This window comes from Pseudodesulfovibrio halophilus DSM 5663 (assembly GCF_059568665.1).
Genome location: NZ_JCANTV010000010.1, coordinates 279,682 through 298,319 on the forward strand (window position 1 = coordinate 279,682; position 18,638 = coordinate 298,319).

At 61.6% G+C, this 18,638-nt stretch carries 15 protein-coding genes; 9 read left to right on the forward strand and 6 right to left on the reverse strand.

Annotated elements, in window-relative coordinates; genetic code table 11:
- Positions 1–2: 2 nt before the first annotated feature.
- The 4 genes from BR24_RS08115 to BR24_RS08130 form a co-directional block, all read right to left on the reverse strand.
- Positions 3–2,231: a two-component system response regulator gene (locus BR24_RS08115; protein ID WP_496540999.1), complete on the reverse strand. Its 2,229-nt coding sequence runs from the start codon at positions 2,229–2,231 to the stop codon at positions 3–5.
- Positions 2,232–2,233: 2 nt separating this feature from the next.
- Positions 2,234–4,372 carry a methyl-accepting chemotaxis protein gene (locus BR24_RS08120; protein WP_496541000.1) on the reverse strand — a complete coding sequence of 713 codons (2,139 nt, stop codon included), beginning with the start codon at positions 4,370–4,372 and terminating at the stop codon, positions 2,234–2,236.
- A gap of 216 nt (positions 4,373–4,588) precedes the next feature.
- Complete coding sequence (locus tag BR24_RS08125) at positions 4,589–5,971, reverse strand: sigma-54-dependent transcriptional regulator (protein WP_496541001.1); 1,383 nt, start codon at positions 5,969–5,971, stop codon at positions 4,589–4,591.
- A gap of 8 nt (positions 5,972–5,979) precedes the next feature.
- Complete coding sequence (locus BR24_RS08130; RefSeq protein WP_496541002.1) at positions 5,980–9,696, reverse strand: PAS domain-containing hybrid sensor histidine kinase/response regulator; 3,717 nt, start codon at positions 9,694–9,696, stop codon at positions 5,980–5,982.
- Between the two features lie 204 nt (positions 9,697–9,900).
- Here BR24_RS08130 and BR24_RS08135 point away from each other — a divergent pair, with 204 nt between their 5' ends.
- Positions 9,901–10,542, forward strand: coding sequence for an RluA family pseudouridine synthase (locus tag BR24_RS08135; protein WP_496541003.1), 642 nt, complete (start codon positions 9,901–9,903; stop codon positions 10,540–10,542).
- A gap of 71 nt (positions 10,543–10,613) precedes the next feature.
- On the opposite strand, the gene BR24_RS08140 is transcribed toward BR24_RS08135, so the two are convergent.
- Both BR24_RS08140 and BR24_RS08145 read right to left on the reverse strand, forming a co-directional pair.
- The gene (locus BR24_RS08140; protein ID WP_496541004.1) at positions 10,614–11,009 is read right to left on the reverse strand and encodes a cytochrome c3 family protein; all 396 of its coding nucleotides are present in this window, start codon (positions 11,007–11,009) and stop codon (positions 10,614–10,616) included.
- Positions 11,010–11,160: 151 nt separating this feature from the next.
- Positions 11,161–12,177 carry a glycosyltransferase family 9 protein gene (locus BR24_RS08145; protein WP_496541005.1) on the reverse strand — a complete coding sequence of 339 codons (1,017 nt, stop codon included), beginning with the start codon at positions 12,175–12,177 and terminating at the stop codon, positions 11,161–11,163.
- A gap of 119 nt (positions 12,178–12,296) precedes the next feature.
- Here BR24_RS08145 and BR24_RS08150 point away from each other — a divergent pair, with 119 nt between their 5' ends.
- From BR24_RS08150 to BR24_RS08185, 8 genes are all read left to right on the forward strand, one after another.
- Positions 12,297–13,367 (forward strand): hemolysin family protein, encoded by a 1,071-nt coding sequence (locus tag BR24_RS08150; RefSeq protein ID WP_496541006.1) that lies wholly within the window; start codon positions 12,297–12,299, stop codon positions 13,365–13,367.
- Complete coding sequence (locus BR24_RS08155) at positions 13,367–13,792, forward strand: cytochrome c maturation protein CcmE (protein ID WP_496541007.1); 426 nt, start codon at positions 13,367–13,369, stop codon at positions 13,790–13,792. Before BR24_RS08150 ends, BR24_RS08155 begins: the two co-directional genes overlap by 1 nt.
- 104 nt (positions 13,793–13,896) lie before the next feature.
- Positions 13,897–15,783 (forward strand): heme lyase CcmF/NrfE family subunit, encoded by a 1,887-nt coding sequence (locus BR24_RS08160; RefSeq protein WP_496541008.1) that lies wholly within the window; start codon positions 13,897–13,899, stop codon positions 15,781–15,783.
- A gap of 3 nt (positions 15,784–15,786) precedes the next feature.
- Complete coding sequence (locus BR24_RS08165) at positions 15,787–16,449, forward strand: ABC transporter ATP-binding protein (RefSeq protein WP_496541009.1); 663 nt, start codon at positions 15,787–15,789, stop codon at positions 16,447–16,449.
- Entirely contained in the window at positions 16,443–17,120 is a 678-nt protein-coding gene (locus BR24_RS08170; RefSeq protein ID WP_496541010.1) for a heme exporter protein CcmB, read from the forward strand. Before BR24_RS08165 ends, BR24_RS08170 begins: the two co-directional genes overlap by 7 nt.
- Before the next feature lie 15 nt (positions 17,121–17,135).
- A complete protein-coding gene (locus BR24_RS08175; RefSeq protein WP_496541011.1) occupies positions 17,136–17,801 on the forward strand; it encodes a cytochrome c biogenesis protein in 666 nt (221 codons plus the stop codon).
- A gap of 16 nt (positions 17,802–17,817) precedes the next feature.
- Positions 17,818–17,964: a CcmD family protein gene (locus tag BR24_RS08180; RefSeq protein ID WP_018124028.1), complete on the forward strand. Its 147-nt coding sequence runs from the start codon at positions 17,818–17,820 to the stop codon at positions 17,962–17,964.
- The gene (locus BR24_RS08185; protein WP_496541012.1) at positions 17,954–18,544 is read left to right on the forward strand and encodes a tetratricopeptide repeat protein; all 591 of its coding nucleotides are present in this window, start codon (positions 17,954–17,956) and stop codon (positions 18,542–18,544) included. The genes BR24_RS08180 and BR24_RS08185 overlap by 11 nt, the downstream gene beginning before the upstream one ends.
- Positions 18,545–18,638: the final 94 nt, after the last annotated feature.

An 18,638-nucleotide genomic window follows, 5' to 3' on the forward strand; every position in this document is an offset into this window, starting at 1 on the left:
ATCTACCCGTCGCCGGGAAGCTCGATGAGGATTTCGTCCACGGGGACCGGCTTCCCGAAGTAGAAGCCCTGAACCTGATCGCAACCAAGCTCCGTAAGGATTTTCAGCTGCTTTGCGGTTTCCACGCCTTCGGCCACCACTTCCAAACGGAAGTTCTTGGCCATGCCGATGATGGATGCCGCTATCATCCTGCTGTTAACATCCTTTTCAAGGTCCATGATGAAGGATCTGTCCACCTTCAGCACGTCGATGGGAAATTCCTTCAGGTAGTAGAGGGATGAGTACCCGGTGCCGAAGTCATCGATGGACAGCCTGAAGCCGGCTGCGGACAACGACATGAGGCGCGCAACGCTCTCGTGGACGTTGGTCATTGCATTGTTTTCGGTTATTTCCAGTTCCAGCATGCCGGGCTCGATGCCGCTTTCCGACGCGATGGAGAGGATTGTGTCCGCCAGGTTGCTGCGGCCGAACTGAAGCGGGGAGAGATTCACGGAGACGGGTCTGTCCGTGATGCCGAGCCGCCTCATGTCGCGGCACGCCCGGGATATGACCCATTCGCCGATGGAGACGATCTGGCCTGTTTCTTCGGTCAAAGGGATGAACTCCGCCGGACTGATGAGCTGTCCGTCGTTCTCCCATCTGAGCAGCGCCTCCCAGCCCACGATATGCCGGGTCGCGATGTCGACCTTGGGCTGGTAATGCAGTCGGAATTCCTCGTTGGCGAGGGCGGAGCGGAGCTTTCGTTCCAGTTCCATGCGTCGCGTCATCCTGCGGTTCATCCCGCTGGTGAAAAAACGGAACCCGTCGTGGATGCTGTCGCCCGCGCGGTCCATGGCGAGCTCGGCCTGTCCGAGCAAGGATTCGTGACCGCGGCTGTCATCCGGGAAAATACTGATGCCTATGCGGCTTGTCAGCTCAAGTGTGGCGTCATGGGCGGCTATAGGGGCCGATATGCTCTGCTGAATATGTCGCGCCAGCCCCGCGATTTCATCAACATCAGACGGTTCGCGCATCATGAAGGCGAACAGGTCGCCGCCGAGCCGGGCGACCGTGTCGCCGGGAGCGGCGAGCACTTTCAGCCTCCGGGCGATCTCCTGCAGGATGGAGTCACCGGTCCGGTAGCCGAATGAATCATTTATGTGTTTGAAATTGTTGATGTCGATGCACAGCAGCGCAGTGCGGTTCTCATTTTTGAGCATGACCCGCAGTCTGTCCAGCAGCAGGGTGCGGTTTGGCAGTTCGGTCAGGGCGTCGTGCTGGGACTGGAACGCTATCCGTTCGTCCTTTTCCTTGTTTTCGCTCAGGTCGTGAAAGATGGCCGCGTAGTTGACGATCTCGCCATCATCATTGCGGAATGCGAATATGTTGAGCCATTCCGGATAAATGTCTCCGCTTTTTCGGCGGTTCCAGATTTCACCGGACCAGCGGTCGTGGGTCGTGATCTCCTCCCACATCCTGCGGTAGAACTCTGGTTCGTGCTTGTCGGACTTGAGAACGCGCGGATTGCGGCCTTCCACTTCCGTGGGGCTGTAGCCGGTGATGGCGCTGAATGCGGGGTTGATTTTGATGATGTCACCGTTTGCGTCCGTGATGGTGATGCCCTGAAGGGAGTTCTTGAACACTTCCTCCAACAGCTGCAGCTCCATCTGGGCGGACTGGCGGCGCAGACTCTCCCGCTCGAGCGAACGGTTCGTCTCGAGCAGCTCCGCCGTCCTGAGCTCGACCTTGCGCTCCATGTCGGAACGGGCAAGCTCCAGTTTTTCCACCATCCGGGCCAGCTCGTGCTTCTGCCGCCTGTCGCGCAACTGGTAGTCTCGCATCTTGAGCAGGGAGCGCATCCTGACGGCCAGCTCCGTCTTGTTCACGGGCTTGGTGATGAAGTCGTTCGCGCCTGCGCGGACTCCTTCGAGACGTTGCTCGCGCCCGGTGAGCGAGGTGATGAGTATTATGGGGATTTCGCCGCAGTCCTCGCTGCGCCGGATGGACTCCGTCAGCTCGAATCCGTTCATACCCGGCATGAGAACGTCAAGCAGCGCCATGTCGATGCTTTCGTCAAGCAGCCGCAGGGCTTCTTCCCCGGACTCTGCGAACACAGCTTCGTGTCCCATCTGCTGCACGAGGCCGCCGGTGAGACGTCTCGTGAGTTCTTCGTCGTCGGCCACGAGGATTCGTCTCTTCGGGGCATTGGTGTCGATTTCCCGCTCATGCAGGGGCGTGGACTGTCTTGCCATGCTTACGCCGCCTTTCCATCCTTGCCGGACTGCTGGAGCTCTTTGATGAGCTCGTTGAGTTCGGACGTCATTTCATGCAGTTCCCTGACGGACTGCGATGATTCCACCATGCCGTCCGTGGTCTGCCTGACGATGGTGTTCACATCGTCGAGGGCGGCATTGATCTGCTCCGACGCTGCCGACTGTTCCTCGGAGGCGGTGGCGATGCCCTCCACCTGCGTGGCGCTGTCTCCGGCGAGGCGGACGATGGTGCTCAGGGCCTCTCCGGAGTCGTTGGCGAGTCGGGTAGCGCGGTCCACGGTCTCCGTGGCCAGGTCGACATTCTTGAGGTTGGTGTTGGCCGACTCCTGAATGGAGGAGATGCTCTGGCCCACTTCCTTGGTGGCGCCCATGGTCTTTTCGGCGAGCTTGCGCACTTCGTCCGCGACCACCGCGAAACCGCGGCCGGCTTCGCCCGCACGGGCGGCCTCGATGGCGGCGTTCAGCGCGAGCAGGTTGGTCTGGTCCGCAATGTCTGTAATGACGTCCATCACCTTGCCGATGGCATCGGCTTCGCCGCCCAGTTCGCGCATGTTTTCCTGAAGTCGCGTCGCCGTGGCGTGAACTGCGGAGATTGCCTCCACCGCCTGTCCGACGACCTCCGCGCCGCGTTCCGCTTCGGAGCGCGCGTCATTGGAGCTGGTCGATGCGCTGCTGGCGTTTCGGGCGACTTCCAGAACCGTCGCGTTCATCTGCTCCATTGCCGTGGCGGTTTCGCCGACGCGGTCACGCTGGGACCGGGCACCTGCGCTCACCTGCTCCACCTGCGCCGAGAGCTGCTGCGTCGCCACGGAAAGCCGCTGGGATATTCTCTCGGCAGAGCCGGCGATCCGGACCATGCGGCGTTCGGCCTGCTTGATCTCGGTCAGGTCGGTGACGAGTTCGATGGCGCCCACCACGTTGCCCTGCTGATCCCTGATCGGTCTTGCCGAATATGAAATGTCGAGGTCGCCTGCGGCGGGATGCGCCGCTGTCTGGGATTCCTCGTTCTTCAGGCTGTGCATGGCCCTGGCGCAGGCGCAGTTTTCGGTCTGGCAGTCGTCGGTCTTGAAGTGGTCCCAGCACTTGGTGCCGTTCAGGGCTTTGCCGGTGGTGTGGCCTGCGGCTGCGCCGGCTTTGTTCATGAACAGAATGTTGTGCTCGGTGTCTATGGTCATCAGAGGGGAAGGCACGTTGTCGAGGTAGTCGAGGAAGATGTCGGCCAGCTCGTTGACGTCCTCCATGATTTTGGAGAATTCGCCCTCGAAGCTGTCCGTGGCGGCGCGATCAGTCAGTCTGCCGAGGGATATCTCGTGCGTCATCCGGGTGGTCTCGTCCTGCAGGCGGGCGCAGTTGTCACGGATGCGAACCAGAGACTGTGCGACGATGCCCACTTCGTCGCGGCGTTCCTTGTCGAGCTCGGTGCGGAACTTGCCCGAGGCGATGGCGTCCGCCTGCCCGGCAAGCCTGCTCATGGGGCGCGAGATGCTCAGGCTGATGAGGGTGGAAACCAGAAGCGCAAACAGGACGGCTGCGCCCGTGGTTATCTGCATGGTGGAGATGGTGCTGTCGTGAAGCGCGTCATAGGCCTCGTCAGCCTTTTCCATCTCTTGTGCCATTTTCATCAGCAAGGGATCGAGCGTTTCCATGCTGGCATCGCGAAGGGCGCGGGCGCGCTTGACGATGGGCGAAAGCTCCTGAGTGGAAACGGAATCCGAGGCCAGCGCGGGGAGCAGTACGTCCTCGTACAGGTCCAGATAATCATGGTACCGAGATTCGAATTTTTCCGCTGCTCTTTCTTCGGATATGAGCTTTGCCGCCTTGGCGACCGTTTTGATGTCCTTTTCGGCTTTGGGACGAAACTCTCTGAACTCGGTGGCTGCGGCGCTGGCGTCGCGGGTCATCACCGCGTCGCTGAAGACGGCGTAGAAGTGTTCCAGTCTTGAATCAACAGCGCTCATGGCCATGGCATCCTCGGCGCGGTAGGCTCCCTCGTGCTGGTATTCTCCAAGCGTCTTCAGCGAGCCGTTGGTCTGGAAGCCGAGGACAAGAAATACGGCGAGCACCAGACCGAAGCCGATAACCAGCTTCTTTCCAATCTTCAGGTTGGCAAAAAATTTCATTGATTCCTCGTCGTGCTTTGAGTTGCTGTTTCCGAGTGAACAAACAAAAAGCGTACCCAAGGAATCGTGGTTGCCTATTATTAATAAAGCGCTGTTAAGTCGGTGCGATATTCTCGATTACGTCGAAAAAACGGGGTGGAGCTGTTCAGAGTGGCGTCCTGTCGGACGGGACTCGGTCCTGTCCGGCGGGACTCGGTCCAGTCTGGCAGGACTCGGTCAACTCAACGCAAGGCCGTGTTTTTTTAGCAGGTCGTACATACGGCTTTTTGAGAGGCCCGAGATGCTTCGTGCCTTCATGGGATCCCCGTCCGCTTCCCGGACGAGCTGTTCAAGGTAGGTCTTTTCTGCCTGCAGGGCCTGACGGGCCTTGAAGTCCTTGAAGGTCGGAAGTTGCGCGGCGTCCCGGGCAGGGAAGGGGGCGGCGGCCCCTCCGAGCGAGGCGCCAGTCGCTCTCGCCCGCAGCTCGGTCGGCAGATGTTCCGGAAGCAGAGCCGGTTCGCCCTGTGCGGCAGCGAGTGCGCGCTCTATGGTCAGGGAAAGCTCCCTGACGTTGCCCGGCCAGTCGTAGATTTCCAGTGCCTGCATGAACTCTTCGGTCAGAGCCGTAGTGAGGCCGTGGCGCGAGTGGCGCTGGGCAAAATGCTTCGCCAGTGGGCGGATGTCGTCAACGCGTCGGGAGAGCGGCGGCAGGTCGATGGTGAAGCCCTTGAGTCTGTACAGCAGGTCTTCCCGGAACCGGCCTTCTCGTACTTCCCGGTCAAGCTCGCGGTTGGTGGCTGCGATGAGTCTGAAGTCGCTGGAGATCACGTTGTCTCCGCCGACCGGACGGAAGGATTTTTCCTGAAGAACGCGAAGCAAAACTCGCTGGGCGTCGAGGGGCATCTCGCCGATTTCGTCGAGGAAAAGGCTGCCGCCGTCAGCCTGCGCGACCAGCCCCTGTCTGGTGTTCTCGGCCCCTGTGAAGGCTCCGCGGCGGTGTCCGAACAGGGTGCTTTCGGCCAGATTCTCCGGCAGCGTGGCGCAGTCGACGATGACGAAGGTCCCGGTTGCCCGGGCGCTGTTCTCGTGAATGGCCCGGGCAAAGAGCTCCTTGCCCGTGCCGGTCTTGCCGGTGATGAGGGTGGATATGTCGCTGGCCGCTGCGCTTGACATGAGCTTGAGGCAGTCCTGAAAGGCCTTGCTGTTGCCGATGATGCCGTCGCGCTTGGTGTCTGCGCCGTGAGGCGAAAGCCGACGCTGCCGGAAGCGCAGCGCCCGCTCAACGGACTGCTTGAGCTTGGGCAGGGAGAGCGGTTTCTGCACGTAGTCCCACGCGCCGCTGCGGATGGCTATCTCCGCGCTCTCCGCGTCGCCCACGGCCGTTACGACGATGACCACCGGGTCGCCGGCCAGTCGACAGAGTTCGTCCATGGCTTCGAGCCCGTTGCCGTCTGGCAGGTTCACGTCGAGAAAGAGTAGGTCCGGAGAGGCTTCCGCAACATTCAGGAACCCCTCGGACAGGGACATGGACGCTCCGCCGGAATGTCCCATCTGCATGGCCAGGTGCTCCAGCGCCATGCAGGTCATTTCATCGTCGTCTATGATGTGCAGTCTAGCCATGGGTTCCATTAGGTGTTGCGGGGACTGTCGCTCCCCATTTCTTCCCTGAGCATTGCCGTTACGAAGCCGGTGCCGGTACGGACCGCCGGGAGCATGGAAGCCGCGCTTTCGAGGTCGCCGTCGACGAGTGCCTCGTGCAGCCTGGCGATGCGTGCGTGCAGCCGCGTGGCGCCAATGGTGGCGGCGTTTCCCTTGAGAGAGTGTGCGGCCCGCACGGCCGAGACCGTATCCTCTTCGGCGATGCGGGATGCGATCTCCTCAAGGCGTTGAGGAGCGGTGCGTATGAATATCCTGTAGAGTTCCATGAGGAGGCCGGAGTCGCCGTCGAGCGATTCCAGCACGGTCTCGGTATCAAGAAGCTCACGCGAGTCCATGATGTCGGGCAGCCTGCTCTGCACGTCTTCGATGGCCCGGGCGAGTTCGTGAATGGAGACGGGCTTGGAGAGATATTCGTCCATCCCGGACTCGCGGCACAGGTCGCGAAATCCGGATTCGGCATGAGCGGTGAGCGCTATGACGGGGACGGCCGCCGCGTCTTCTCCCGCGGCGCCGGAGCGTATGTGCCGGGCCGCGTCGAAGCCGTTCATCTCGGGCATCTCCACATCCATGAGCACCATGTCGAAAAAACCTGCGGACAGCTTCTCGACGGCTTCGCGCCCGTTGCCCACCACGCTTAGGTCGTGGCCCATGCGGTCGAGGAATGCTCTGATGACACGGACGTTGTCTTCGTTGTCCTCCGCAAGAAGGATGGAGAGCCGTCGTTCGGCGGCCGGCAATTCGGGAGCGTCCCTGCGTTTCGGGGCGGGGCCGTGACCGGGCGCTACGCGAGCGGTGAAGGTGAAAACGCTCCCCCCGCCCGGCACGCTCTGCACGGTGAGGTCGCCACCCATCATAATCGCCAGTTCCCGGGAGATCGCCAGGCCCAGTCCGGTGCCTTCGTGCTCTCTGGTCAGCGAATCGTCTCCCTGTGTGAAGCTGCTGAAAATATCGGCCTGCATCGCTTCCTCGATGCCGATTCCGGTGTCCGCCACCGAAATCTCAAGCAGGAGATCGTCATCCTTCGCGTGAGAGGGGGCTGCGTCGGCCTCCACGTGGATGTACCCCTTTTCGGTGAACTTGACAGCGTTCGAAAGCAGGTTGATGACGACCTGCCGAATCCGGTCGGCATCGGCTCGCAGGAATCCCGGCAAATGGTCTGCGATGTCGAGTCCGACCGCGAGGCCCCGTTCAGTCGCCTGACGGGAGATCATGGAAACCGCGCCGTCGAGCAGTTCCTGCAGGGAAAAGTCTCGTGGCTTGAGTGGCAGCCGTCCGGCTTCGATGCTGGAGAGGTCGAGGATGTCGTTGAGGATGGTCAGCAAGGTGGAGCCGGAGCTTTTGACGCTTCCCATATACTCGCGCTGCATCGGCGTCAGCCTGCTCTGAAGCAGGACGTCGGTCATGCCGAGTATGGAGTTCATGGGCGTGCGAATCTCGTGGCTCATCTTGGCAAGGAAGGAGCTCTTGGCCCTGTTGGCTTCCTCGGCCTGTCGGCGGGCCTGCTTGATGCGCTCCTCGAAGCGGCTGCGCTGGAGGGCAAGCGCGAGAAACGTCGCCACGCGCCCCGCCGTGGAGAGGTCCTCGTCCGTGAACCCCGTCTGCTTGTTGGCGAGGGTGATGCGTCCGAGCGGCTCGTCCCCCGCCTCGACGGGAACGCGGAGCAGGTTTTTCAGGGGAGTGCCGAGGGTTGTCCCGAGGTCCGTGGCGGTTTCGAGCGCGGGAGAGTTGTCCAGAAGCGGAGCTTCCTCGGCCGCGCAGCTTCTCGGGGAGGACAGGCGCTCGAGTCTGCCTTCGGCCTCCGGACCGCATTCGTGATTGAAGAATACGAAGGCCGTCTCCTCTTCCGCGGAGTCGCTTTTCACGTAGGCGCAGCAGAACTCGCATTGCACCAGAGCGCATGCGGTGGAAAGGACCATGCGGGCCATGGTCTCCATGTCCAGCGGGCGCAACAGGCTTCTGCCCAGCGCGGAAAGGGCGCTTTCGATCTCGCGCTGGCGTGCGGCCTGCCGCTCCGCCTCTCTTCTGGCGGTGGCGTCCAGCCCGATGGAGGTGATGCTCAGCAGCCGCCCGTCCTCATCATAGGCGGGCCTATTATGCCATGTCATCCAGAGGCGTTTCCCGGATTTGGTGACTATCTCGTTTTCGTGCGGCGTCTCGTGCACGGACTCCGGAGCGTTTATGAGTCCGCGAATCTGCTCCTCCAGGTTGACCCCCTCGCTGTCTGTTTTGGGCAGTATGGTATCCGTCAGGTGTCGGCCGATCATTTCTCCGAGGCTGAAACCGAAGAGCCGCACGGCATACTCGTTGGCGAAGAGTACTTTTCCTTCGCCGTCAACGCGCAAAATAGCGGAACGGGAGCTCTCGACGATGTGTCTGTATCTCGCACGGCTGTCGCGCAGAAACTGCCTCGCCCGCATGGTGCTGATGCACTGGCCGACCATTCGGGCGAGCGCGTCGAGCAGTGGCTGATCGTCCGGGGACGGGCCTGCCCGGTCGGAGTCATCCCGGAAGAAGAGTTCGATGCTGCCGCGGGTCAGGTCATCGGTCATCACCGGAGACTGAATGAACTGGGCGGTCTCGGTGAAGGGCACGCTCAGGTACTCCCTGTCGCGAACCCGAATCCTGACGCAGGGCCGCAAACGTCCTCCCCAGTCCCGCGCTATGATATGCACCGCGGAGCTGAGGTAGCCTTCCATGGAGCTTGCCTGCTGCGCTTCGGTGGAGACATTGAAAAGGCAGTTGAGCTTCGTGACGCGCTGCTGAAGCGCTTCGATGAGGCGGTTTCGGTCATCCTGCAGGAATCTGGTGTCGGTTATGTCCTGAATTGCGCCCGAGATAATAACCGTATCTCCCTCCCTGCGTTCGGGCTCTCCCATGGAGCGCACCCATCTGGGAGCGCCGAGGTTGGTCACCATCTGCAGTTCAAGGTCCCAGCCCGAGCCGTCTTCAACGGCGCGGTTCAGGGCCTTTTCAAGGAGCTCTCTGCTTTCATCGCTGTAGAAGGCCAGGGCGCTCTCAAGGGTCGGAACGAAGTCTTCGAGCGTTTCATGAATCCGGTACACTTCGTCCGTCCAGAACAGTGCGCCGGTGTCGCAGTTGTATTCCCACCCGCCGACTGATGCCAGTTCGCCCGTCTTGCGGAGCATCTGACCCGTGCGGGCGAGCTCGAGTTCCATGCGTTTGCGAGCGGTGATGTCAACCTTGACCGCGGCAAAGCGGCAGATCCTGCCCTCGGCATCGAGAATGGGGGCAATGGAGGCGTTTTCCCAGTAAAGGGAGCCGTCTTTTCTCGCGTTGAGGAGGTCGCCGTTCCAGGTACGGCCGGAAAGGATGGTGTCCCACATGTCGCGATAGACGCTGTCGGGAGTGTATTCCGTCTTGAGTATCCGTGGATTCTGTCCCAGCGCTTCTTCGGGGGCGTACCCGGTGATCACCGTGAAGTACGGGTTGACGAACTCGATGGTTCCGTCGCGGTCGGTGACAACCACGGAGGCCGGGCTGTGATTGATGATGGACAGCAGGGTTTCGCGCTCTTCGAACTGGTCCGAGCGATCGCACTCTTTGACTGAAACAGCCGCTTGCGGCGCAGAGACGTGACGACGCGACCGACCGAGCTCTGCCTCAAGCTCGGCAATGCGTTCACGCGCTTCGCGCAGTTCCGTTTCCAGCGATTGTTCCTTTTCCATCATGCCTCAATGCATTTTTTCAGGTGATTAAAATAATCGAAAAGCATCCCCGACATGTCAACTGTATTAGAATGAGGTGGTCCTGAGTTTTCAACTTGTTGTGGAAAATAAGGAAATCCTTGCCACTTCTTGAAGCCGAGGCTAGTTTTCGCTGCCCCGAAACGGCCGATTCCTCCGAATGGCCCCAGAAACGCGAGTTTTTCAATGAACGGTAAAAAACTGGATGTTTTGTATTTCGACAGGAAGCTAGTTGTTGTCAACAAGCCCAGCGGGTTGCTCTCCGTGCCCGGAAAAGGGCCGGAGAATCAGGATTGCGTGGTGACCCGCGTGCAGGAGATGTTTCCCGAGTGCCGCAAATATCCCACTGTTCATCGGCTGGATATGGACACGTCCGGCATACTCGTACTCGGGCTAACGGCGCGGGCGCAGCGCGAACTTTCTCAGCAGTTTCACGACCGGGAAGTCTCCAAACGCTACATAGCCCTGCTGGACGGGGTCCTTGAAGAGGAAGAGGGCAGGGTTGACCTGCCGCTGCGGCTTGACGTGGACAACCGACCTTATCAGGTGGTGGACTTCGAACGCGGCAAGCCCGCGAGCACGCTCTGGAAACGAATCGCCATCGAAGACGGCCGGACCCGAGTGGAGTTCGTTCCGCTTACCGGGCGCACGCACCAGCTCAGGATGCACGCGGCGGAACCCGGCGGACTCGGAATACCCATCGTTGGAGACAGGCTTTACGGCTCGGGCACCGGTCCGGGGCAGCTGAAGCTCCATGCGACATATCTGCGCTTCGTGCATCCCAAGACCAAGGAAGCGATGGAGTTCGAAGTGCCGCCGCTGTTCTGAGCGGCAGGCTGGGCGAAGAATGCAGGACGGGGTCACCGCATGGGCGGCGACCCCGCTTTAATGTCCGGGGATCAGTTGCGGATATGACAGTCGCCGCAGGACACCGGCGCGTCCGCCGTCCCCGCGCGTCTGGCGGTGGAGTGGCAGCCTACGCAGCTTCGCTGGTCGGAGCGGTCGTGGAACGCGCGGTAAAACGATCGCGCCTCGCGTCGTCCCTGCTGGTCGTGGCAGCCTTGAGAGGAGCAGCTTGCGGGTTGCCCTTCGCCGTTCCACTCGTGGTGGCAGGTGACACACTGGCCGGGATCAAGCCGGTCGTGCAGGGTGTGCGAGAACGGCACTGCCGGCCGTCTCGCTTCCCAGCCGTCAGGGACTGACAGCATCATGTCCGCGGGAAGGTCGGCGGCGAAGGCCGAGGGCGCTGCCAGCATGAAGGCCAGAAGGATGAGTGTCCTGTAGAAGGTGGTCATGACTGCGTCTCCTGTTGAGGTTGTCATGACAGAATAGAGGCAAGGTCCGTGCCGAAGCGTGGGTATGGTGAAATCGGGGGTTCCCGGGTCGGCGTGTGCGCCGTGAGTGCATTCCGTGCGGTCTGTGTGCAGGAAATGCGCGCTTTTCGGTTCAGGAGGAGAGGATGTTCTTGACTGCGACCATGGCCTCGTGTGGCGTGATGGAGGCGAGGCACTCGAGGCCGTTTGCGCAGCCGCGCTTGCCGTGCAGCGAGCACGGACGGCATTTCAGCGGGCGTTCGAGCACCATGTCGTTCCGGCCAGCCGGGTAGAAGCCCCACGCCGGGGCCGTGGGGCCGAAGAGAGCAACCACGGGCGTGCGCACCCCGGCCGCAAGGTGCAGGGGGCCGGAGTCGTTGGTGACGAGGACGCTTGCGCGCTCCAGCACGGCACAGGTCTGACGCAGGCCGGTGCGGTTGGTAAGGTCGCGCGGGGTCTCGGAGAAAAGGGGCACGTCGTTTCGGCCGATGCAGACCCAGTTGATCCCGGCCAGCTCCAGTTGATTCGCCAGTTCCTCCCAGTATTCCGCAGGCCACTGTTTGGCCGGGTGCGTGGCGTACGGGTGCAACGCCACCAGCGGCGGCCCGTCGATGCCCTTGAGGACGCCGAGCGCGGCGTACCGGTCGCCGTCGTTCAGGTGAATCTTCGGGAGCAGTTCGATTCTCCCGGGAGGGGCCTTGTCCAGAGCCATTGCGTAACGCTGAGGGACATTGGTCTCTTCAAGCGCGCGGGCAAACGGACGCATTCGGGTGGCGCCGTATAGTCTGCGGAGCAGTCCTTTTTTGGGGTATCGGAAGACCCTGCCGCGCCAACACTGGGCGAGAACGCGCGTGCGAAGGACGCCGTGCAGATCTATGAGGGGCAGGCCGTGATAGCCGCGGGAAATGCGGTTGCACTGCGCGATCCATGCTCGCAGGCTCATGCCGGAGGGGTCCACCTCCACGATTTCCCTGACAGCGGGGTGCTCCTCAAGCACATCGGCGTTGCCGGGGCGGGTGATGAAAACGAAAGACAGATTGCGCGTGCGTTTCCACCAGTCGAGCACGCCGGTTGCGAGCACCACGTCCCCGAGGTGGCCCAGCCGCACGACGACCGCCGTATCCCCCTGTTTTTCCCCGTTCCGAATCATCGGGGCAGTCTGCCGGAATCCCTCGGATTGTCAAGATCGGACGCTGTTGCAGGGGGCGCGGGCATCTGGTATTATGAGAGCGGTTACGGCCTGCGGCCGGGTTTTTTCAAGGAAAGGAAATGCTGGAACTGATAATAGCCGTCGGGGTGGCCACTCTCGTCTCCGCCTACTGCTCCGTCGCAGAAGCGGCCCTCTATTCGCTCCCCCCGAGCGCCATAGAAAAACTCAAAAAGGAAAAACGCAAGGGCGCCGACCTGCTCGAACGCCTGCGGATCAACGTCGAAGAGCCCATCACGGCGATTCTGACCCTGAACACCGTGGCCCACACCGCCGGGGCGGCCGTTGCCGGCTGGGCATGGGGGAACGTGTACGGAGAGGACACTCTCTGGCTCTTCACCATTGCCTTCACGATATTCATACTTATTCTGTCAGAAATTCTTCCAAAGACGATCGGAGTCGATTACAACGAGCGCATCGCGCCGCTGTTGGCTCGTCCTCTGAGCGGGCTGATATGGATTCTGAAGCCCGCGATCTGGTTCTGCGGCGCCATGGCACGGGTGGTAAGGCGGCGAGACGGTACGCCCGGTCACACGGAAGACGACATCAGGGCCATCGTGAGCCTGACCCGTCGCTCCGGGACCATCAAGGCGTACGAAGAGGTGTCCATCCGGAACATCCTCTCGCTGGACATGAAGACGGTGGAGCAAATCATGACCCCGAGGACGGTGGTCTTCTCCCTGCCCGCCGACATGACCGTCGCCGAGGCCAGGGAGTCCCAGCCCTCGTGGCCGCACAGCCGCATTCCCGTCTATGACGACAACCCCGAGGACATCGTGGGCGTCGTCTACAGGAGGCAGGTGTTCGAGGCGCTGGCCAACGACCAGAGCGAGAGGACTCTGGCCGACATGATGAAGCCGGTACGCTTCGTGCTTGAAACGCTGACGCTGGACAAGCTGCTGGTGCAGTTCCTCGGCAGCAGGGTGCACCTCTACGTGGTGCTGGACGAATACGGCGGCGTCGCCGGGGTGGTGACGCTCGAAGACGTGCTTGAAGAGATCCTCGGCAGCGAGATCGTGGACGAGACTGACCAGGTGGTGGACATGCGGGAACTGGCCCGCGCACGCCGGGACGAGCTTACTCGTCGGGACGAGCCGAAGGAAAAGAGCAAAAAACAGGACGGAAAGAAATAATGGCGAAGAAGAACTCCAAAGCCGTGTACCTCGCGGCCATATTCCTCTTTCTGGGCGGGTTCGGGTATCTCGTGTACTCCGGACTGACCGAGGATTCCGTGTATTTCCTCAACGTCAACGAGGCGCTGGCGGCGGACAGCGCACAGCTTGAACACGCGCGCCTTTTCGGCAAGGTCGCCATGGATAACGTCGAGCGCGACGGCGGAATCGGCGTTTCCTTCGACCTGCTGGACAAGATGGAGCCGGGCAGGGCCGTCCGCGTGGAATACAGCGGCTCCATTCCCGACACCTTCGAGCCGGGCGTCGAGGTCATCGTTGAGGGCGGCATGGACCGGCAGAGCGGCGTGTTCGAAGCGCGGACGCTGGTGACCAAATGCCCCTCGAAATACAAAGAGCAGAGTGAATCCATGGATAAGAACGCCTAAGCGGCGTGAAAATATTTTCACATGCTTGCCAAAAGCCCGTCCGCAGTCTACAAGCGGCAAACTTTCATCCCTGAACTGCGACTCGTACTCGACAAGGAGTTTGCATGCATCTGACAGCCTACGCCGTCCTGCTCGCGGGATTGCTTCTTTCACTCTTCGGCGCCGCATGGGCAGCCAGATCGGCCTGGAAGGATTCCGGAGAAGGGCTTCGGGCCGTTGAGTTCGGCAGCTTCGGCGCCGCCGCCTGCGTGGTCACGTCCTCGGCAATCCTGCTGGCCGCGCTCATGGCCCGGGATTATTCGTTTCTCTACGTTTACGAGAACGTGGATGAGACGCTCAACTTCATCTATACCATCACGGGATTCTGGGGCGGCCGTGCCGGATCGCTGCTGTTCTGGGAGCTGATCATCGCCGTCTGCGGGGTGCTCTTTGCCTTTTCCCCGAAATACAAGGCCCTCGAGGATCGCACCAAGCTGTTCTTCTGGGTCTTTTTCCTGATGTTTCAGGCGTTTTTCCTGCTCCTGCTCACCTGCTGGAGCAACCCGTTCATCAAGCTCGTGCCCACACCGCTCGACGGCCGCGGTCTCAACCCGCTGCTGCGCAACCCGGGCATGATCTTCCACCCGCCCCTTCTGTTCCTCGGCTTCGCCCTCTACACGGTTCCCGGCTGCGCGGCCCTGGCCGCCTACATCGCGGGCGAACCCAAGAGCTGGGTGAAGCTGACCCGCAACTGGAACATTCTGGCGTGGGTATTCCTTACCGCGGGCATCGTGCTTGGCGGCTGGTGGTCCTACATGGAGCTGGGCTGGGGCGGCTACTGGGCCTGGGACCCGGTGGAGAACGCTTCCCTGATTCCGTGGTTCGCCGGAACCGCCTTCCTGCACACCGCAGTCATCGAAGCCCGTCGTGGCGCACTGCAGCGCACCAATGTCGTGCTTATCTCCATGACGCTGCTGCTGTGCGTCTTCAGCACCTACCTGACCCGAAGCGGCGTCATCGAGTCGCTGCACACCTTCGGCAAGAGCCCCGTGGCCGTGCCGCTGGTCATAGGCATGGTCGTTCAGGCCGTGCTCACGGTGATGGTCGTGCTGCTCGGCGAAAAGCATGTCACTCGCTCCCTGAGCGATCTCGCCAGCAGGCAGGGGCTCCTCGTGGCCTGTACGTGGTTCCTGCTGGCCCTCGGGCTGGTGGTCACGCTGGGCACCATGTGGCCGGTGATCAGCCAGATCTGGAGCGACCAGACAATGGGCCTCGGACCCGACTTCTACAACCGGGTGACTCTGCCGTTCTTCAGCCTGCTCGTGCTCATGTTCGCCGTTTGCCCGTGGCTTGGCTGGAAGGGTGGTCTGCGGGACATCAAAGGATTCGTGGGCGTCTGCATCATCTTCGCGGTCTCCGCGGTGGCGATCTACGCCATGGGCTATGACAAGCCCCTCGCGGTGTTTGCCGCGGCATCCTCTGTCGCAGCCATCGGCAGCGTGGTGCTCCTTTTCGTCTTCTCCCCCGCCATGCGCCGCAACGCGACGTCGTGGGGACAGTACGGAATCCACCTCGGCGTGGCGATGATGGCGCTTGGAATAGCCTTTTCAGGACCGTACAAATCCGAGGCCGAGGTGACCCTTGCTGAAGGGCAGACCATGCGCATCGAAGGTTACAACATCACTTACCTCGACCATGTGCAGGACGAGACCAAGGAACTCAGCGCCCGTCTCACCGCCCGCCTGAGGGTTGAGAGCGACGGAAAGCAGCTCGGCATGCTGCATCCCGAAAAGCGCATCTACCGAAACTATCCCGGACAACAGTTCGCGGAAGTGGCGGTCATCCCGTCTCTCGGTGAAGAGATATACGCCACCGTGCTCGGGCTGACCAAGAAGGGCGAGGTGAGTTTCAAGATCAGCGTCAACCCGCTCGTGAACTGGGTGTGGATCGGCGGAACCGTGATGTGCGTCATGGGGCTGGCCCTCTACCGTCGCGAAAAGGAGACCGTCTAGCCGATGTCCGGCGACGTGGTCCTCAGGGTGGGCAAGGCCGCCAAATTCTTCGGACGCAAGCTGGTCTTCAAGAACGTGTCGTGCGAGTTGAAGCGCGGGGAGATTCTTCTCCTCGCGGGCCGCAACGGCGCGGGAAAGAGTACGCTCATGAAGATCATGGCCGGGCTGGGACGCGCGAGCGCCGGCAAGGTCGAGCTGCTCGTCGATCCGGAGAAGAGCGCCTATCTCGGGCATGAGACATTCATCTATCCGGGCATGACCGCAGCGGCCAACCTGCGCTTCTGGGCCGGAATGTACGGCGTGGATGTTGATGAAAGAGCCATCGCCGCGGTTCTGGAGCGCGTGGGGCTATCCCGCGTGGCCGAGGAGAAGGCGGGCGGATTCTCTCGGGGCATGTCGCAGCGGCTGAATCTCGCACGGGTGTTTCTCGTGGAGCCGGAGCTCGTGTTTCTCGACGAGCCCGGCACCGGGCTGGACTTTCGGTCGCTGGACATGATGCGCCGGGAGATTGAGGCGTTTCGCGACCGTGGAACCGCTGTCGTCTGGATCAGCCACCACGTGCACGAGGACCGCAACATCGCCGACAAGGTGCTGGCGCTGGGCGGACGCAAGGTGGAATATTTCGGTCCCGCCGCCGACTACGAACCGGAGGGGCCGACATGCTGAAACGCGCCATGCTCATCGCGGGCAAGGACCTGCGCCTTTCCGTCGGGGGAGGGCAGGGGCCGGTTCAGGCCGTCCTGCTGGGCCTGATCCTCATCTTTCTGTTCAGCCTGTCCAAGCCGCTGGGCGGGGCCATCACCGCACAGGCCGCCGGAGCCATTTTCTGGCTGGCTTCGTCCTTCTGTCTCGTGCTGGTTTTCAACGATCTTTTCAGCATCGAGGAGGCCGAGGGCGCGAGGCTGGGGATACTGTCTTCCCCGGCGCCCATTCATTCAGTCTGGATAGGCAAGGGGCTGGCCGGGCTGAGTCTGCTGATTCTTTCGCAGCTGGTCTTCTTCCCGGCGACCGTGGCCTTCCTCGGTCAGGATGTGAGCGGTCCGCCGTGGCTGTTCTTTGCGGCACTCGCCGGAGCCGACGTGGGGCTCTGCGTGCTCGGGGCGCTTCTCGGGGCGCTGTCTCAGGGACAGACCGCCCGTGAATCGCTGCTCTCGGTCATCGTGTTTCCGCTGCTTCTGCCGGTGCTTCTGGCCGGCATTACGCTTTTTGCGGCGGCGTTTTCCGGTCAGGGCGTGGATGAGGCCATGGACTGGATGGGGCTGGTGCTCGCCTTTGACGCGCTGTTCGCCGGGGCCGGGCTCTTCCTGTTCCCGTTCGTTTACGGAGCCGAGGATTAACCGTTCGGAGTTTTCATGAAAAGAACCGCAATATTCGCTTTTCTCGCCGGGGCTTTTCTGCTGGCGCATCAGGCCATGATCTGGTTTTACGCACCGTATGCCCAGTCCGGCCCGGTCCAGAAGATTTTCTACATTCACCTGCCGTGCTCGTGGTGGGCGCTGGTCAGTTTTCTTACCGTGGCGCTGGCCGGACTCGGCTACCTGCTGACCCGCAAGGACGCCTTCGACCGTGTGGCCGGAGCCGCCGCCGAGATCGGCGTGCTGCTCTGTACCCTGTCTCTCGCCACCGGGTCGGTCTGGGCCCGGGCCGAATGGGGCCATTGGTGGGTCTGGGATCCCAAGCTCACCACCGCGCTCATCATGTGGTATGTGTACGCCGGATATCTGGTGTTACGCGCCTCGCCGGTGGGAGGGGAACGAAAGGCCCTCGTTTGCGCCGTGCTCGGCATCGTGGCTTTTCTGGACGTGCCGCTTGTGTTCTTCGCCGCGAAGCTCTGGGGCAGCGCGCATCCCGACGGGCTCGCGCGCCAAGGGGGCGGCATGGCACTCAAGATGTGGCACACCGTCTTTGCCGGACTGATCGCCTTTGGGTTCATGTGGTTGACTCTTCTTGGAGTCCGTATCAGACAGCTTGCCTTGCGGGCACGCCTCGATGCGATGCTCGTGTGGGATGATCAATAAGAACTAGGGAGGACCCATGTCCGCCGAGACGTATCTTTTCATTGCCAACGCCATGGTCTGGGCCGGAGTCGCGGGATATCTCGCGTTTCTGGCGGCCCGGTCCAATGCCCTGACGCGCCGCGTCCGCCAACTCGAACTGATGGGAGAAGACGATGACGCTTGATTCCTTATTCGGCCGCAAGACGGTCCTGGCCGTTAGTTTCGTGGTTCTCGCAGGAGTGTTTGCTGCCTCCGTGGGATACCGCATGCTCAATCCGAAGCTGGAAAAGCGCATGGAACGCCGCGGCGGCGGCATGCCGTCCGGAATGGCCGCGGGCATGCCCGGCGAGGATATGGCGGGCCTTCAGGCCACCATGAAGCTGCTCGAGGAGGAGCCGGAAAACTTCAAGGCCCTCAAGGAACTCGGCAGCGCCTTCATGATGATGCAGGCGTGGGAACGCGCCGTTCCCTATCTCGAGCGCGCCAACAAGGTTAAGCCCGATGACCGCGAGGTGCTCATGAGCCTCGGCATCGTACGGTTCCAGCAGAAACGCTACCACGACGCCGCAGCGATATACGAAGACCTCCGTGAGAGCCATCCTCAGGACGCGCTGGTGAATTTCAACCTCGGAATCATCTACAAGCACTTCCTCGACAAGCCTGACGCGGCTGCCGATCTGTTCCGCACCGCGGTGAAGAATGCGGGTGACGACAAGGACATGGTCGAGCGCGCCACGCAGGAGCTCGAGAGCATGGGACGTTAGCGATTTCAATGGGGTATTTGTTGACATACGGGGGAAACTCAATAAAAATGTAAACCTTAAGCAAAATGCGGCCTCCGGATTGTCCCGGCGGGCC

Bases quoted from the DNA above. Each gene is read 5' to 3' on its own strand.
- BR24_RS08165 (WP_496541009.1), top strand. From the start codon at position 15,787: ATGTCCGGCGACGTGGTCCTCAGGGTGGGCAAGGCCGCCAAATTCTTC.
- BR24_RS08185 (WP_496541012.1), top strand. From the start codon at position 17,954: ATGACGCTTGATTCCTTATTCGGCCGCAAGACGGTCCTGGCCGTTAGT.
- BR24_RS08180 (WP_018124028.1), top strand. From the start codon at position 17,818: ATGTCCGCCGAGACGTATCTTTTCATTGCCAACGCCATGGTCTGGGCC.
- BR24_RS08145 (WP_496541005.1), bottom strand. From the start codon at position 12,177: ATGATTCGGAACGGGGAAAAACAGGGGGATACGGCGGTCGTCGTGCGG.
- BR24_RS08125 (WP_496541001.1), bottom strand. From the start codon at position 5,971: ATGGCTAGACTGCACATCATAGACGACGATGAAATGACCTGCATGGCG.
- BR24_RS08140 (WP_496541004.1), bottom strand. From the start codon at position 11,009: ATGACCACCTTCTACAGGACACTCATCCTTCTGGCCTTCATGCTGGCA.
- BR24_RS08160 (WP_496541008.1), top strand. From the start codon at position 13,897: ATGCATCTGACAGCCTACGCCGTCCTGCTCGCGGGATTGCTTCTTTCA.
- BR24_RS08170 (WP_496541010.1), top strand. From the start codon at position 16,443: ATGCTGAAACGCGCCATGCTCATCGCGGGCAAGGACCTGCGCCTTTCC.
- BR24_RS08150 (WP_496541006.1), top strand. From the start codon at position 12,297: ATGCTGGAACTGATAATAGCCGTCGGGGTGGCCACTCTCGTCTCCGCC.
- BR24_RS08175 (WP_496541011.1), top strand. From the start codon at position 17,136: ATGAAAAGAACCGCAATATTCGCTTTTCTCGCCGGGGCTTTTCTGCTG.
- BR24_RS08155 (WP_496541007.1), top strand. From the start codon at position 13,367: ATGGCGAAGAAGAACTCCAAAGCCGTGTACCTCGCGGCCATATTCCTC.
- BR24_RS08120 (WP_496541000.1), bottom strand. From the start codon at position 4,372: ATGAAATTTTTTGCCAACCTGAAGATTGGAAAGAAGCTGGTTATCGGC.
- BR24_RS08135 (WP_496541003.1), top strand. From the start codon at position 9,901: ATGAACGGTAAAAAACTGGATGTTTTGTATTTCGACAGGAAGCTAGTT.
- BR24_RS08115 (WP_496540999.1), bottom strand. From the start codon at position 2,231: ATGGCAAGACAGTCCACGCCCCTGCATGAGCGGGAAATCGACACCAAT.
- BR24_RS08130 (WP_496541002.1), bottom strand. From the start codon at position 9,696: ATGGAAAAGGAACAATCGCTGGAAACGGAACTGCGCGAAGCGCGTGAA.